This window comes from Streptomyces sp. RKAG337 (assembly GCF_023701715.1).
GTDB lineage: Bacteria > Actinomycetota > Actinomycetes > Streptomycetales > Streptomycetaceae > Actinacidiphila.
In genome coordinates this window covers 6,240,439-6,255,538 of the sequence record NZ_JAJOZA010000001.1, presented here as the reverse complement: position 1 = coordinate 6,255,538, position 15,100 = coordinate 6,240,439, and the positions used below count along the sequence as shown (strand labels likewise).

Below are 15,100 nucleotides of genomic sequence, written 5' to 3'. Positions count from 1 at the left end.
GTCGTGGGCGGAACCGGACGGTGGGCGCACCTGGTGTGCGGCCGGCGCAGCAAGTGGGTCGTGCTCGTTCTGTGGCTGGTGCTGCTGGTGGTGGTCTCGCCGCTGGCGCAGAAGCTGACGGACGAGCAGAAGAACGACTCCTCGACCTGGCTTCCCGGCAGCGCCGAGTCCACCCAAGTCCTCAATCTCCAGAAGGACTTCCTCCCCGACACCGCTCCCGCCGTCGTCGTCTACGCCCGGCCGGGCGGCCTCACCGAGACCGACCGCGCCAAGATCACCCAGGACGCGGCGTCCATCAAGGCCATGACGCAGCACGGCATCCTCGGCGCCCGCGCCGTGGGCCCGGTGCTGGAGAAGAGCGGCGATCCGCGCGCGGCCCAGATCGTCGTCCCGATCAGCGTGGACGCGGGCGGCTGGAACGGTCTGGCCGACGCGGTGAAGGACATCCGCACCACCGCCGACGCCAACACCGCCGGTCTTGAAGTGCACATCACCGGCCCCGGCGGCTACGCCTCCGACTCCGCCGAGGCGTTCAAGGGGCTCGACGGCACCCTGCTGTTCGCCGCGCTCGCGGTGGTCGTGGTGATCCTGCTGCTCACCTACCGCAGCGTCAGCCTGCTCTTCCTGCCGATCATCTCCGTCGTCGGCGCGCTCTTCACCGCCCAGGCGGTGATCTATCTGCTGGCCAAGCACGCCGGTCTGGTGGTCAACGCGCAGAGCGCGGGCATCCTCACCGTCCTCGTCTTCGGCGCCGGCACGGACTACGCGCTGTTGCTCGTCGCCCGGTACCGCGAGGAGCTGCGCCGCCACGAGGACCGGCACGAGGCGATGGCCCTCGCCCTGCACCGGGCCGGGCCCGCGGTGCTGGCCAGTGCCTCGACGGTCGCGGTCAGCATGCTGTGCCTGATGGCCGCCGAGATGAACTCGACCTCGGGTCTCGGACCGGTCGCGGCCATCGGTGTCGCCATCGCCCTGCTCGCGATGACCACCCTCTTCCCCGCGCTGCTCGTCATCGTCGGCCGCTGGGTGTTCTGGCCCGCCGTGCCGCACAGGGGCTCCGAGGAGCCGACCCGCAGCGGGCTGTGGGCGCGGGTGGGCGGGCGGATCGCCAAGGGGCCGCGGACGGTCTGGGTGACCACCGCGGTGGTTCTCGGCGTGCTCTCGCTCGGACTGATCGGGCTGAAGGCGGACGGCCTGACGACCGCCCAGGGCTTCACCGGCACCCCCGACTCCGTGGTGGGCCAGCAGGTCGCGGGCCGCTACTTCCCGGCCGGCGCCGGACAGCCGCTCGTCGTCATCGCGAACGCCGGGGCCGCTGACCAGGTGCGGACCGCCCTCGGCTCGGTCCAGGGCGTCGCGCCCGGCTCCGTCATCACTCCACCGGGCGTCCCCGCGGAGAAGAACGGCCGGGTCTATCTGGAGGCCACGCTGGCGTCGGCGGCCGACAGTACGCAGGCCAAACAGACCGTCGACCGGGCCCGTGACACGCTGCACGCGGTGCCGGGCGCGGACGCCGAGGTCGGCGGCGGCACGGCGGTGATCCAGGACGCCAACCGTGCGACCTCGCACGACAACCTGCTCCTGATCCCGATGATCCTCGCCGTCGTGCTGCTGATCCTCGGGCTGCTGCTGCGGGCGCTGGTCGCCCCGCTGATCCTCATCGCGACCGTGGTGCTGTCCTTCGCGGCGGCGCTCGGGGTGAGCACGTTCGCCTTCCACCACCTGTTCGGGTTCGAGGGCGAGGACACCTCGTTCCCGCTGTTCGTCTTCGTGTTCCTGGTGGCGCTGGGCATCGACTACAACATCTTCCTGATGACCAGGATCCGCGAGGAGACGGCCCACTCCGGCACCCGTACCGGAACGCTCACCGGCCTCGCCGCGACCGGCGGCGTGATCACTTCCGCGGGCCTGGTGCTGGCCGGTACGTTCGCCGCCCTGGGCACCCTGCCGCTCGTCGGCTTCGCCGAGATCGGGTTCGCGGTCGCCTTCGGCGTCCTGCTCGACACGTTCGTCGTCCGGTCGATCCTGGTCTCCGCGATCACCCTCGACCTGGGCCACCACGTCTGGTGGCCCAGCAGGCTGGACTCCCCCGGAGCCCCGCCGCAGGCCGCCGCCCAGCAGCGGGACGACCTGGCGCAGCGCTCCTGACGCCTGTCCCGCGGGCTCAGGAGGTGCGGCGCAGCAGGGCCAGGTACATGGCGTCGGTGCCGTGCAGATGCGGCCAGAGCTGGACGTCCGGGCCGTCGCCGATGGCGGGGACACCGGGCATCAGCGGGCGGGCGTCGATCCACTCGGCGGTCAGCGGCTCGTCCGCCCCGCGACCGCGCAGCACGTCGTCGACGACGGCGCGGGTCTCCGCCGGGTGCGGCGAGCAGGTGGCGTAGCCGACGACGCCGCCGACCCGGACGGCGCGCAGCGCCTCGGTGAGCAGTCCGCGCTGGAGCGTCGCGAAGCCCGCGACGTCCTCGGCCTTGCGGCGCCAGCGCGCCTCCGGGCGGCGGCGGAGCGCGCCCAGTCCGGTGCAGGGCACGTCGACGAGCACCCGGTCGAAGGAGCCCTCGGCCCATGCGGGACGGGTGCCGTCGGCGACGATCACCTGGTACGGGCCGGGGTTCCCGGCCAGTGTGCGCTCCACCAGCCGGGCCCGGTGCGGCTGCTTCTCGGACGCGACGAGCAGCGCCCCGCGCTGCGCCGCGAGTGCGGCGAGCAGCGCGGCCTTGCCGCCGGGGCCGGCGCAGCCGTCCAGCCAGCGCTCGTCCCGGCCGTCCAGCGGGGCCGCCGCCACCGCGGCGGCGACCAGCTGGCTGCCCTCGTCCTGCACCCCGGCCCGGCCCTCACGGACGGCGTCCACGGCGCCCGGGTCGCCGCCCTCGGCGAGCCGGACCGCGTACGGGGACCAGCGGCCGGGCTCGGTCACCTCTTCCGGGAGCGAGGCGGCCACCTCCTCGGCCGTGGAACGGCCGGGGCGGGCCACCAGCGTCACCTCGGGCCGCTCGTTGTCGGCCTCCAGCAGGTCCTCGATACCGGCCCGGCCGCCGCCGAGCGCGTCCCACAGCGCGGAGACGATCCAGCGCGGATGCGAGTGGACCACGGCGAGGTGCGCCTCGGGGTCGTCGTCGTACGGCGGGGCGACCTGGGCGACCCAGGCGTCGATGTCCTGCGCGGCGATCTTGCGGAGCACCGCGTTGACGAACCGGGCCCGGCCGTCGCCGAGCACGCAGCGGGCCAGCTCGACGGTGGCCGAGACGGCGGCGTGCGGCGGGATGCGGGTACCGAGCAGCTGGTGCGCGCCGAGCGCGAGCACGTCCAGCACCGGCGGGTCGACCTCGCGCAGCGGCCGGTCAACACAGGCGGCGATCACGGCGTCGTAGGTGCCCTGGCGGCGCAGCGTGCCGTAGACCAGCTCGGTGGCGAGGGCGGCGTCCCGGCGGTCGAACTCGCCGCCCTTCTTGACCGCTTCCGCCTCGGCGTTGCGCAGCAGCGAGGGCAGCACGAGGTTGGCGTACGCGTCGCGCTCGTCGACCGCCCGCAGCGCCTCGAAGGCGAGGATCCGGACCGGATCCCGCTGGGGCCTGCGGTAGGGCTTGCCCTTCGGCTTGCCCTGGGACTTCCCCTGCGAGGTGCCCTGCGGTCGGCTGCGCGGCTGGTCGTTCACGATCAATGTGCTCCGGACTCGGTCGGAAAAAACTGCTGCGCCCGGGCGGCGGGATGCCCCCTCCCGCAAACAGGGCGTGAACAAAGCGTACGGCCGCCGGCCCGGCGACCGCCCACCCGGGCGATCGGGGCCGGCCTCGGGACGCCGCCGTCCGGCGGGACGGCGCTCCTCGTCGGGACGTCCGCTCCTCGTCGAACGTCCGCTCCTCGTCGAACCGGGCTACGCGCCCAGGCGGGTACCGGAGGCGAGCCGGACGCCGCGCGCCCAGTCGGCGGCGCGCATCAGCTTCTTGCCCTGCTGCTGCACCTCGCCGAGTTCCACGGCGTGGCTGCCGGTGCCCGCGTACACCGCGTTCTTGGCGACGGAGAGCTCGCCGGGCGCCAGTCCCGCCAGGTCCTCGCGGCCGGGCAGCGGAGTCACCGGGCCGAGCTTGAAGCGTTCGCCGTCGAGCAGCGTCCAGGCGCCGGGCGCCGGGGTGCAGCCGCGGATCAGCCGGTCGACGCGCAGCGCGGGCGCGTTCCAGTCCACCGCCGCGTCCTCGACGGTGATCTTGGGGGCGATGGTGATGCCCTCGGTGGGCTGTGTCCGGGGCACCAGCCGGCCGTCCTCGATGCCGTCCATCGTCGCGGTGAGCAGCCCGGCGCCGCTGTGCGCGAGCCGGGTGAGCAGGTCACCGCTGGTGTCGGTGGGCCGGACGTCCTCGGTGACGACGCCGAAGACCGGACCGGAGTCCAGCCCCTGCTCGATGAGGAACGTCGAGGCGCCGGTGACCTCGTCACCGGCCATCACCGCGTGCTGCACGGGAGCCGCGCCGCGCCAGGCGGGAAGCAGCGAGAAGTGCAGGTTGACCCAGCCGTGCGCCGGGATCTCGAGCGCGGCCTTGGGCAGCAGCGCTCCGTACGCGACGACCGGGCAGGCGTCCGGGGCGATCTCCCGGAGCCGGGCGAGGAAGTCCTCGTCCCGCGGCTTCACGGGCTTGAGCACCTCGATGCCCGCCTCCCCGGCCCGCTGGGCGACCGGGCTGGAGACCAGCTTGCGGCCGCGGCCCGCGGTCGCGTCGGGACGGGTGATGACGGCGACGACCTCGTGCCGGTCCGACGCCAGGAGCGCCTCCAGGGCGGGGACGGCGACCTCGGGAGTGCCTGCGAAGACGAGCCTCATCGTGGGTTCTGTGCCTCTCGTTGGCAGGGGGGACGGCCGTGGGCGGTGGTTCGCGCGGCGGCGGGTCGGGTGGCGGCGGGTCGGGTGGCGGGGGCGGCCGTTCGGGCGGCCGGACTCACAGCGTGCTGCCGAAGGTGCTGTGCGGGGAGACCTTCACCTGCGGCACGCCCAGGTCCGCCCACTCCGCCTCCCGGATCGCCTTCATCGCCGCCTTGCGCTGCTCGGCGTCGAGCCGGTCGATGAAGATGATGCCGTCGAGGTGGTCGGTCTCGTGCTGGATGCAGCGGGCCAGCAGCTGGGTGCCCTCGATGGTGACCGGGTCGCCGTACATGTTGAGGCCCTTGGCGACGACACCGTAGGAGCGGACGCAGTCGTAAGTCAGACCGGGGAGTGACAGACAGCCCTCAGGACCGTCCTGCTCCTCCTCGCTCAGCGTGAGGTCCGGGTTGACCAGGTGCCCCAGTTCGCCGTCGACGAAGTAGGTGAAGACCCGCAGCGAGACGCCCAGTTGCGGGGCCGCGAGACCGGCGCCCGGCGCCGCCTGCATGGTCTCGGTCAGATCCTGGACGAGAATGCGGAGTTCCTTGTCGAAGGTGGTGACTGGCTGCGCCGTCATGCGCAGCACCGGGTCGCCGAAGAGGCGGATGGGCGTGACGGACACGGCTGGCGGGCTCCCGTGGTCGGACGGATCTGGAGACACCCCCGGGCACCTCCGGACGGAGTTCGGGGGAGGTGACGGTGGGGGCACCTCCCAGCGGTGGCTGGGGGCCGTCCAATTCTAGGGGCCGACCCGTTCGGGGGTGTACGCGGTCTTACGCGCCCCCCGGAAACATCAGCACGCCCCCTGATGCGTGACTCGATGGCCCGCTGGAGCGTTGGTCAAGAGAGATTGACCGAAAAAGGGCCATCACACCACGGACACGGCCCGATCCTTATCAACGCCGGTTGGAGAGGCTTGTTGATGCCCGACCACGCAACCCATGACGCCCAGGCCCGGGCAAGCCTGCACCTACTGGTGCGGGACATCGAAAGGGTCCGCCGACAGGTGGACGCGCTACGGACCCTGACCGCCCAGCTGGGCAATGTGTACCGACCGCGGCGCAGCGGTCCCGCCGCCGGATTCGTCGTCTACGGACGTGCTCCCGCACCCACCGTGCGGCTCGCCCAGGAGCTCCGCGACAGTGTGGAGACCCTGGTCACGGCGGCGGTGGAGTTCGACCGCTCGCTGGGGTTCTCCTGGGACGCGGTGGGCTCCGCCCTCGGGGTGACGAAACAGGCGGTGCACCGGCGGTACGGGGCGCGCCGCCATGCCGTCCACGGCACGGAGGACGAGTCCTCGCACCCGGACACCACGGGGGTGCACGCCGCGGCGTCCGCTCCCCCGATGGCCGGTGTGCCGGCGGCTCGCTCGATGCCGGACCAGATGTCCGCACCGCTGTCCGGGCCGCTGTCCGGGCACCTGCCCTCGCAGGGGTCCGGGCCACTGCCCGCGCAGCTGCCGCAGCAGATGCCGGGACATGCGCCCGGACATGTGCCGGTGAACGCCCGGGAGGACGCCTTCCCCGGCGCGCTGCCCGGTCCGCGCAGCGGCTGAGCCCCGGCACCACCCGCACCACCGCATCACCCGCATCACCCGCATCACCGCACCGCCCGCGGTGCGTTTCCGCAGGACCAGCCGCCCCGCCGCCCGCCACGCCGACAGGTCGGACGCCGGGGCGGCGCCATGTCCCGGACCAACCGGCTGGAGAGCCGGACGGCCGGCTGCGCGGCCGGAGCCGGCCCCTGGGGACCGTCAGCCGATGTCCAGCGGGTCGATGCGCACCAGGACCTGATCGGTCTGCTTGAGCGCCGTACGGGCCACCTGGGCGGCCTTGAGGGCGGCGGCCAGCGCCGCCCCGCTGCCCGGCGGGACCCTGATCAGCATCCGCTCCCAGTGCTCCCCCGCCGGGGCGTCGCCGGTCCTGCGCGGTCCGCCCGGCCGGTCGCCCGCGACCGGCACCGGCCCCAGGACGGCCGCGCCCTCGGGCAGCCGGGCCAGCTCGACCAGTGCGGCCACCGCCGCCGGGCCGCCGGTCACGGAGGCCATCCGCGAGACCGGCGGGAAGCCCAGTTCGGCCCGCTCGGCCAGTTCGCGGGCCGCGTGCCCGGCGGGATCCCAGCGCACCAGCGCCTGGACCGGCCGCAGGGTGGGCTCGGCCAGCACCAGCACCGTGCCGCCCTCGGTCGCGGGCCTGACCAGGGCGGCCGCGCCCGTCCAGCGGCGCAGCGCCTCCTCCCCCGCGCGCAGGTCCGGCCGGTTGAGCAACGCCCAGCCGTCCAGCAGCAGCGCGGCCGCGTAGCCGCCCTCCGCGACCGGCTCGGCGCCCGGGGTGGAGATCACCAGCGCCGGTGTGCCGGTGACGGCTCCGAGGATGCCGTCCCGCCCTGAGGTACGGACCGGGACCTTCGGGAACGCCCGGCCGAGTTCGTCCGCGGTACGCCGGGCGCCGACCACCTGGGCGCGCAGCCGGAACCCGCCGCACTCCTGGCAGTGCCACGCCGCCTCGGGGCGGCCGCACCACCCGCACTGCGGCGCGCTGTTCCCGTCCGCCAGCTCCAGCGGTCCCGCGCACTTTCCGCACCGGGCGGGTTCCCGGCAGCGTTCACAGGCCAGCCGCGGCACATAGCCGCGGCGCGGGACCTGGACGAGGACGGGCCCGTGCAGCAGTGCCTCCCTGGCCACCTGCCAGGCGAGGCTCGGCAGCCGGGCGGCGCGGGCCGCCCCGTCCCGCGCCTGGTCGCCGTCGCCGATGGTGCGGACGAGCGGCGCCGCCGCCCGGACCGCCTCGCGGGAGGCGTCCACCGGCAGCGCCCACTGGGTCTCGACGAGCTGGGCGCCTTCGACGGTGCGGATGAGGCCGCCGAGCAGGAAGGCGGCCCGCTCCTCCGTGGCCCGCAGCAGCAGCACGTCCCGGGCGTGCGGCATGGGGGCGTGCGGCTCGGCGTGGCTGGAGTCGCCGTCGTCCCACAGCGCGACCAGGCCGAGGTCCTGCACCGGGGCGAACATCGCGGCCCGGGTGCCGACGACGGCCCGGACGGCGCCCCGGCTCACCGCCAGCCAGCGCCGGTAGCGCGCCTCGGGGCCGGAATCCGCGGTGAGCAGGACGTGGTGGCCCTCGCCGAGCAGTGCGGTGAGTGCCGCGTCGACCCGGGCGGCGGCCCGGCCGTCGGGCAGCACGGCGAGCGCGCCGCGGCCGGAGGCGAGGGTGGCGGCGATGGCCGCGGCCAGCTCGGCGGGCCAGTGCGGACCGGGCAGCGCGGTCCACACCGCACGCGGGGAGTCGCCGCGGCCCAGCGCCCGCAGCAGGGCGGGTCCGGTCGGATAGCGCGACCAGGTGCCGGGCTCCGGCGGGGCGGGGGTGGCGGGCGGTTCCGGGGACGGCTTCTTCTCCACCCGGCCGTGCCGGGCGGGCACGGCGAGCTGGATCACATCGGCGAGCGATCCCGCGTACCGGTCGGCGACCGCGCGGCAGAGCCGCAGCAGGGCCGGGCTGAGCACCGGCTCCGGGGACACCACCTGGGCGATCGCGGCGAGCGGGCCGGCGTAGTCGGACTCGGTGAGCCGGGCGACGACGAACCCGTCGATCAGCCCGCCGCCCTCACGGCGTCCGCTGACGACGTTGTGCGCCCCGGCCCCGAACCGGACCCGGACCCGGACCCCGGGCTGCGCGTCGGCGTCCATCGCGGCGGGTACCGCGTAGTCGAAGTACTTGTCGAGGTGCAGCACCCCTTTGTCGACCAGGACGCGGGCGACGGGCAGCCCCTCGGCGAGGTCGGCGCCACGCCAGGTGCCGCGCCTGGCCTTGGGTTCCTTCGCCTTGCGCACGGACTCGCGGATGAGCGCCAGCTGCTCCCCAGCCGGTGGGTTCGTCCGCTCGTCCTCGCTGCTCACAGCCCCAGTCCTACCAGACGTCTCGGACAGCGCGACGGCCCCGGACCGCGAGGTCCGGGGCCGTACGCGTGGTGCGGGTGTGTCTGCTGCCGGGTCCTACAGACCGGCGGCGGCGCGCAGCGCCTCGACACGGTCGGTGCGCTCCCAGGTGAAGTCCGGCAGCGCGCGGCCGAAGTGGCCGTACGCGGCGGTCTGGGAGTAGATCGGACGCAGCAGGTCCAGGTCGCGGATGATCGCGGCCGGGCGCAGGTCGAAGACCGACGCGATGGCCTGCTCGATCTTCTCGACGTCCACCGACGCGGTGCCGAAGGTCTCGACGAACAGACCCACCGGCTCGGCCTTGCCGATCGCGTAGGCGACCTGGACCTCGCAGCGCGAGGCGAGGCCGGCGGCCACGACGTTCTTGGCGACCCAGCGCATGGCGTACGCGGCGGACCGGTCGACCTTGGACGGGTCCTTGCCCGAGAAGGCACCGCCGCCGTGCCGGGCCATGCCGCCGTAGGTGTCGATGATGATCTTGCGGCCGGTGAGGCCGGCGTCGCCCATCGGGCCGCCGATCTCGAAGCGGCCGGTCGGGTTCACCAGCAGGCGGTAGCCCTCGGTCTCCAGCTTGATGCCGTCACCCAGCAGCGCCTTGAGCTCGTGCTCGACGACGAACTCGCGGATGTCCGGCGCGAGCAGCGACTCGAGGTCGATGTCCGAGGCGTGCTGCGAGGAGACGACCACGGTGTCGAGGCGGACGGCCTTGTCGCCGTCGTACTCGATGGTGACCTGGGTCTTGCCGTCCGGGCGCAGGTACGGGATGGTCCCGTTCTTGCGGACCTCGGAGAGCCGCCGCGCGAGCCGGTGTGCCAGGTGGATCGGCAGCGGCATCAGCTCGGGGGTCTCGTCGCAGGCGTAGCCGAACATCAGGCCCTGGTCGCCGGCGCCCTGCTTGTCGAGCTCGTCCTCGTCACCCTCGACACGCTGCTCGTAAGCGGTGTCCACACCCTGGGCGATGTCGGGCGACTGTGCGCCGATGGACACCGAGACGCCGCACGAGGCGCCGTCGAAGCCCTTCTTCGACGAGTCGTAGCCGATCTCGAGGATCTTGTTGCGCACCAGGGTCGCGATGTCCGCGTATCCCTTGGTGGTGACCTCACCGGCGACATGCACCTGGCCGGTGGTGATCAGCGTCTCGACCGCGACCCTGGAGGTCGGGTCCTCCTTGAGGAGGGCGTCGAGGATCGTGTCGCTGATCTGGTCAGCGATCTTGTCGGGATGTCCCTCGGTGACGGACTCCGAGGTAAACAGGCGGCGGGACACATTGCTCCCTGGGGTTGCAGCGGCTGCTGGCTGATCATGGGTGGGACGCGCGGGGCTGCGCCCGGCGTTCCGTGGCTAGTTTATCGTTCGCTTCGGCCGGACCGACAAGGCATCTCGGTACGTGGATATGCCGTGACCTGCGACACCACTGGCGCCGGTACGACGATCCGCCCGTGGCACGGGCGGAATGCCGCAGAATTCCGGTTTTGGTACACCCGGAGGAACGATTTCACGTCAACCGGGCGATGGCGAGATCCCACACCTGGTCGGCGAGGGCTTCCTTCGGACCGTACGGTACCGGGGTCTCGCTGCCGTCCGCACCCAGCACCACGGCCTCGTTCTGCTCGGAGCCGAAGGCCTTGTGGTCCCCGACCTCGTTGACAACCAGCAGGTCACAGCCCTTGCGGAGCAGTTTGGCCCGACCGTTCGCCAGTACATCGTCGGTTTCGGCGGCGAAGCCCACGATGAGCTGTCCGGGGTGTGAACGTTGTGTGGCGAGTTCTGCGAGGACGTCGGGGTTGCGGACGAGTTCCAGTGGCGGCTGCTCCTGGTCGTCCTTCTTCTTGATCTTGCCCGCGGCGTAGTGCGCGGGCCGGAAGTCCGCCACGGCCGCCGCCATGACGACCACATCCGCGTCCGCCGCCGCCTTCAGCACCGCCTCGCGCAGCTGCACGGCCGTGCCGACCCGCACCACATCGGCGCCCGCCGGGTCGGCGAGGTCGGTGTTGGCGGCCACCAGGGTGACGCGGGCGCCGCGGGCGACCGCCGTACGGGCCAGCGCGTAGCCCTGTTTTCCCGAGGAGCGGTTGCCCAGGTAGCGCACCGGGTCCAGCGGCTCACGGGTGCCGCCGGCGCTGATCACCACATGGCGCCCGGCGAGATCGGTCGCGAGCCCCCGCGGGCCGCGGGTGAGCACCCGGCGGCAGACCTCGAAGATCTCGGCGGGGTCGGGCAGCCGGCCCTTGCCGGTGTCCACGCCGGTCAGCCGGCCGACGGCGGGCTCGATCACGATCGCGCCCCGGCGGCGCAGGGTGGCGACGTTCTCCTGGGTGGCGGGGTGTTCCCACATCTCGGTGTGCATGGCCGGCGCGAACACCACCGGACATCGTGCGGTGAGCAGGGTGTTGGTGAGCAGGTCGTCGGCGAGGCCGTGCGCGGCCTTGGCGAGCAGGTCGGCGGTGGCCGGCGCGACCACCACGAGGTCGGCGTGCTGGCCGATCCTGACGTGCGGGACTTCCCGGACGTCGTCCCACACCCGGGTCGAGACGGGATTGCCGGACAGCGCCGACCAGGTGGCCTCTCCCACGAAGTGCAGCGCCGAGTCGGTGGGGACCACGCGTACGCCGTGCCCGGACTCGGTGAGCCGCCGCAGCAGCTCGCACGCCTTGTAGGCGGCGATCCCGCCGCTCACCCCCAGGACGACCTGTGGCTGGCCCATCGTCTCTCCCGCCGAGCTGTGGATTCTCTTGCGTCCATCACACACCACGGGCCCGGCAGCGGTGCTGCCGGGCCCGTGGTGACAAGGATTCGGGTACTGCTAGCCGGCCGACTCGATGGCCTCGGAGGTCAGCAGTCCCGCGTTGATCTCGCGCAGCGCGATCGACAGCGGCTTCTCGTGGACGTGGGTGTCCACCAGGGGGCCGACGTACTCCAGCAGGCCTTCACCGAGCTGGGAGTAGTACGCGTTGATCTGGCGCGCGCGCTTGGCCGCGTAGATCACCAGGCTGTACTTCGAGTCCGTGGCCTCGAGCAGCTCGTCGATCGGCGGGTTGATGATGCCCTCGGGCGTGGTGATGGAAGAGGACATTCTCTACCTACCCCTACTTTGTGGAAAAGAATGGAAGTGGATCATACAACTCGCATCAAGGCTAGCAGCTCGCGTGCTACATCCTCGACCGAGGTATTGACAAGGGTCATGTCGAACTCGGATTCGGCAGCCAGTTCGACCTTGGCCGCGGCCAGCCGCCGCTCGATCACCTCGGGCGATTCGGTGCCCCGCCCGGTGAGCCGGCGGACCAGCTCGTCCCAGCTCGGCGGGGCCAGGAAGACGAGCTGCGCCTCGGGCATCGACTGGCGGACCAGCCGGGCGCCCTGCAGATCGATCTCCAGCAGCACGGGCTCACCCGCGTCGAGGCGGTCCAGCACCGCCTTGCGCGGGGTGCCGTAGCGGTTGCCCGCGAACTCGGCCCACTCCAGCAGTTCACCGTTGGCGACGAGCTTGTCGAACTCGTCGCCGTCCACGAAGAAGTAGTGCACTCCGTGCTGCTCGCCCGGCCGTGGCCGGCGAGTGGTGGCCGACACCGAGAGCCATACCTCGGGGTGGACCTTGCGCATATGAGCGACGACCGTGCTCTTGCCGACCCCGGAGGGGCCGGAGAGCACGGTCAGCCGCGGACGTACGTCCGGGGGCACGGGGGACGTCCCCCGGGATGTTGCAGCCATGAAGCGATTATCCCGGTTCCCGGAGGTGCTGGGGACCGTCAGGCGGCGCCGCCGCCGAACTCACGCTCCAAAGATGCGATCTGGTTGGAGCCGAGACCCCGCACCCGGCGGCTTTCGGAGATGCCGAGCCGCTCCATGATCTGCTTGGCACGGACCTTGCCCACACCGGGCAGGGACTCAAGAAGGGCCGAGACCTTCATCTTGCCGATGACATCGTTCTCTCGGCCCGTCTTGATGACCTCATGCAGCGAAGCGCCGGAGTGCTTGAGCCGATTCTTGACCTCGGCGCGCTCCCGGCGGGCCGCGGCGGCCTTCTCGAGCGCGGCAGCGCGCTGTTCAGGGGTAAGGGGCGGAAGAGCCACGCCTACGTCACCTCGGATATCGAACTGTCGGATACGGACCGGTTGTGGAACCTAGTCGCCCCCACCTGCAGGGCAACGAACGAAGCACTTGCGTGCTCGCTCTCGTCGGAGACTAGCGGTCACGGCGGCTCAAGTCAGCGAGAACAGACGAAAAGTCCTGGTCAGACTCGATCCGCTGGGATTTTTAGGACATAACGGCATCGGTTGACGCCGTCGCGGCTCCCGACAGGGGGTCCCGAGGGGGGCCGGTGGCGCTCAGCCCGCCAGGGCGGCCCGGACCTCGTCGGCGAACCGGGCCGCGGCGTCCCGCAGTCCGGCCACGTCGGGGCCGTGCCGCAGCACATCGCGGCTCACGCTCGGGAGGACGTTGCCGACCGCGGACCCGAAGAGCCCGGGGAGACCGGCCGGCGTCGCGCCCTGGGCGCCGATGCCGGGGGCCAGCAGCGGCCCGTTGACGTCCAGGTCCGCGCCGGCCTCGCTGAGGGTGGCACCGACCACGGCGCCGACGGATCCGAGCGGGCACTCGCCGGCGTTCTCGGCCGCGATGTGGTCGAGCATCACCTGGGCGAGCGACCTGCCGTTCGCGGCCGTGGCCCGCTGGACCTCGGCGCCCTCCGGATTGGAGGTCAGGGCGAGGACGAAGACCCCGGCGCCGGAGATCCGCGCCGCGTCCAGCGCGGGCCGCAGCGAGCCGAAGCCGAGGTACGGGCTGACGGTGACCGCGTCGGAGAAGAGCGGGGAGTCCTTGTCGAGGAACGTGGCGGCGTAGGCGGCCATGGTGGAGCCGATGTCACCGCGCTTGGCGTCCATCAGCACCAGCGCGCCGGCGGCGCGGGCGTCGGCGACGGCCCGCTCCAGCACGGCGATGCCCCTGGAGCCGAAGCGCTCGAAGAACGCGCTCTGCGGCTTGAGGACGGCGACCCGGTCGGCGAGGGCGTCGACCACGGTGCGCGTGAAGCGCTCCAGACCGGCCACGTCGTCGTTGAGGCCCCAGGAGGTCAGCAGCGCCGCGTGCGGGTCGATGCCGACGCAGAGCTGACCGCGGGTGTCCATCGCGTGCCGCAGCCGCGCGCCGAAGGGTTCCAGGTTCTCCGCGCTCATGAGCTCACCTTCCGGTGTTCGGCGCCGACCGCGTCGGCGAGGGTGGCGTACGGGCTCGCGGCCAGCCGTGCCGCGAGGCCCTGGTGGAGGGCGCGGCACCAGAACGGGCCCTCGTAGATGAAGGCGCTGTACCCCTGGACCAGGGTGGCACCGGCCAGGATGCGCTCCCAGACGTCGTCGGCGGTGGTGACGCCGCCGACCCCGACCAGGGTGATCCGGTCGCCGACCCGGGCGTACAGCCGGCTCAGCACCTCCAGCGAGCGGGTCCGCAGCGGGGCGCCGGACAGGCCGCCGGTCTCCTGGACCAGCGCCGGGTCCGAGGTCAGCCCCAGGCCGTCGCGGGCGATCGTGGTGTTGGTGGCGATGATGCCGTCCAGGCCGAGCTCGACGGCGAGGTCGGCGACGGCGTCGATGTCGTCGTCGGCCAGGTCCGGGGCGATCTTGACCAGCAGCGGCACCCGGCGGGTGGTGACCGTGCGGTCGGCGGCCTCGCGCACCGCGGTCAGCAGCGGGCGCAGCTGGTCGACGGCCTGCAGATTGCGCAGCCCCGGGGTGTTGGGCGACGAGACGTTGACGACGAGGTAGTCCGCGTGGGCCGCGAGCCGCTCGGTGGAGGTCACGTAGTCCGCGGTGGCCTCGTCCTCGGGGACCACCTTGGTCTTGCCGATGTTGACGCCGACGGTCGTCCTGAAGGCCGGCGTGCGGGCCGCCAGCCGGGCGGCGACCGCGGCTGAGCCCTCGTTGTTGAAGCCCATGCGGTTGATCAGCGCGCGGTCCTGGACCAGCCGGAAGAGCCGCTTCTTCGGGTTGCCGGACTGCGGCTGCCCGGTGACGGTGCCGATCTCGACGTGGTCGAAGCCGAGCATCGCCATGCCGTCGATCGCGACGGCGTTCTTGTCGAAGCCGGCCGCGAGGCCGAACGGGCCGTGCATGCGCAGGCCCAGCGCCTCGGTGCGCAGCGCCGTGTGGCGGGGCGCGAGCACGGCCGCCACGAGGGTGCGCAGGACCGGGACGCGGGCGGCGAACCGGATCCAGCCGAACGCCAGGTGGTGTGCCCGCTCGGGGTCCATGCGCCGGAAGAGCAGTCGGAAGAGGAGGGAGTACATGCGGAGCCTTCTACGGGATTCTGCGGGGCGGCGGTCA

Annotated in this window: 13 protein-coding genes; 2 read left to right on the top strand and 11 right to left on the bottom strand. The window is 72.8% G+C overall.

Going from position 1 to position 15,100, the window contains the following annotated elements; all coding sequences use genetic code 11:
• Positions 1-3: 3 nt before the first annotated feature.
• Positions 4-2,148, top strand: coding sequence for an MMPL family transporter (locus tag LNW73_RS27845; RefSeq protein WP_250991758.1), 2,145 nt, complete (start codon positions 4-6; stop codon positions 2,146-2,148).
• A 16-nt stretch (positions 2,149-2,164) separates the two neighbouring features.
• Here LNW73_RS27845 and LNW73_RS27840 read toward each other — a convergent pair whose 3' ends face one another.
• The 3 genes from LNW73_RS27840 to def all read right to left on the bottom strand — a co-directional run bounded on the left by LNW73_RS27840 (position 2,165) and on the right by def (position 5,477).
• A complete protein-coding gene (locus tag LNW73_RS27840; protein ID WP_374117191.1) occupies positions 2,165-3,655 on the bottom strand; it encodes an RsmB/NOP family class I SAM-dependent RNA methyltransferase in 1,491 nt (496 codons plus the stop codon).
• Positions 3,656-3,874: 219 nt separating this feature from the next.
• Positions 3,875-4,816, bottom strand: coding sequence for a methionyl-tRNA formyltransferase (gene fmt / locus LNW73_RS27835; protein ID WP_250991757.1), 942 nt, complete (start codon positions 4,814-4,816; stop codon positions 3,875-3,877).
• A 115-nt stretch (positions 4,817-4,931) separates the two neighbouring features.
• The gene (gene def, locus LNW73_RS27830; protein ID WP_250991756.1) at positions 4,932-5,477 is read right to left on the bottom strand and encodes a peptide deformylase; all 546 of its coding nucleotides are present in this window, start codon (positions 5,475-5,477) and stop codon (positions 4,932-4,934) included.
• Between the two features lie 300 nt (positions 5,478-5,777).
• Between def and LNW73_RS27825 the strand changes: the two genes are divergently transcribed.
• Complete coding sequence (locus LNW73_RS27825; protein ID WP_250991755.1) at positions 5,778-6,410, top strand: hypothetical protein; 633 nt, start codon at positions 5,778-5,780, stop codon at positions 6,408-6,410.
• 198 nt (positions 6,411-6,608) lie between these two features.
• On the opposite strand, the gene LNW73_RS27820 is transcribed toward LNW73_RS27825, so the two are convergent.
• From LNW73_RS27820 to LNW73_RS27785, 8 genes are all read right to left on the bottom strand, one after another.
• Positions 6,609-8,747, bottom strand: a complete 2,139-nt coding sequence (locus LNW73_RS27820) for a primosomal protein N' (RefSeq protein WP_250991754.1) — start codon at positions 8,745-8,747, stop codon at positions 6,609-6,611.
• Between the two features lie 96 nt (positions 8,748-8,843).
• Entirely contained in the window at positions 8,844-10,052 is a 1,209-nt protein-coding gene (gene metK, locus LNW73_RS27815; protein WP_138352590.1) for a methionine adenosyltransferase, read from the bottom strand.
• Positions 10,053-10,281: 229 nt separating this feature from the next.
• Positions 10,282-11,490, bottom strand: coding sequence for a bifunctional phosphopantothenoylcysteine decarboxylase/phosphopantothenate--cysteine ligase CoaBC (coaBC, locus tag LNW73_RS27810; protein WP_250974962.1), 1,209 nt, complete (start codon positions 11,488-11,490; stop codon positions 10,282-10,284).
• 99 nt (positions 11,491-11,589) lie between these two features.
• Positions 11,590-11,859 carry a DNA-directed RNA polymerase subunit omega gene (rpoZ, locus tag LNW73_RS27805; protein WP_138352592.1) on the bottom strand — a complete coding sequence of 90 codons (270 nt, stop codon included), beginning with the start codon at positions 11,857-11,859 and terminating at the stop codon, positions 11,590-11,592.
• Between the two features lie 41 nt (positions 11,860-11,900).
• On the bottom strand, positions 11,901-12,494 hold the full coding sequence (gmk, locus tag LNW73_RS27800; protein ID WP_250974963.1) for a guanylate kinase: 594 nt from the start codon (positions 12,492-12,494) through the stop codon (positions 11,901-11,903).
• Between the two features lie 38 nt (positions 12,495-12,532).
• Positions 12,533-12,856 (bottom strand): integration host factor, encoded by a 324-nt coding sequence (locus tag LNW73_RS27795; RefSeq protein WP_250974964.1) that lies wholly within the window; start codon positions 12,854-12,856, stop codon positions 12,533-12,535.
• A gap of 255 nt (positions 12,857-13,111) precedes the next feature.
• Positions 13,112-13,957 carry an orotidine-5'-phosphate decarboxylase gene (pyrF, locus tag LNW73_RS27790; RefSeq protein WP_250991753.1) on the bottom strand — a complete coding sequence of 282 codons (846 nt, stop codon included), beginning with the start codon at positions 13,955-13,957 and terminating at the stop codon, positions 13,112-13,114.
• The gene (locus tag LNW73_RS27785; protein WP_250974966.1) at positions 13,954-15,063 is read right to left on the bottom strand and encodes a quinone-dependent dihydroorotate dehydrogenase; all 1,110 of its coding nucleotides are present in this window, start codon (positions 15,061-15,063) and stop codon (positions 13,954-13,956) included. The genes pyrF and LNW73_RS27785 overlap by 4 nt, the downstream gene beginning before the upstream one ends.
• Positions 15,064-15,100 lie beyond the last annotated feature (37 nt).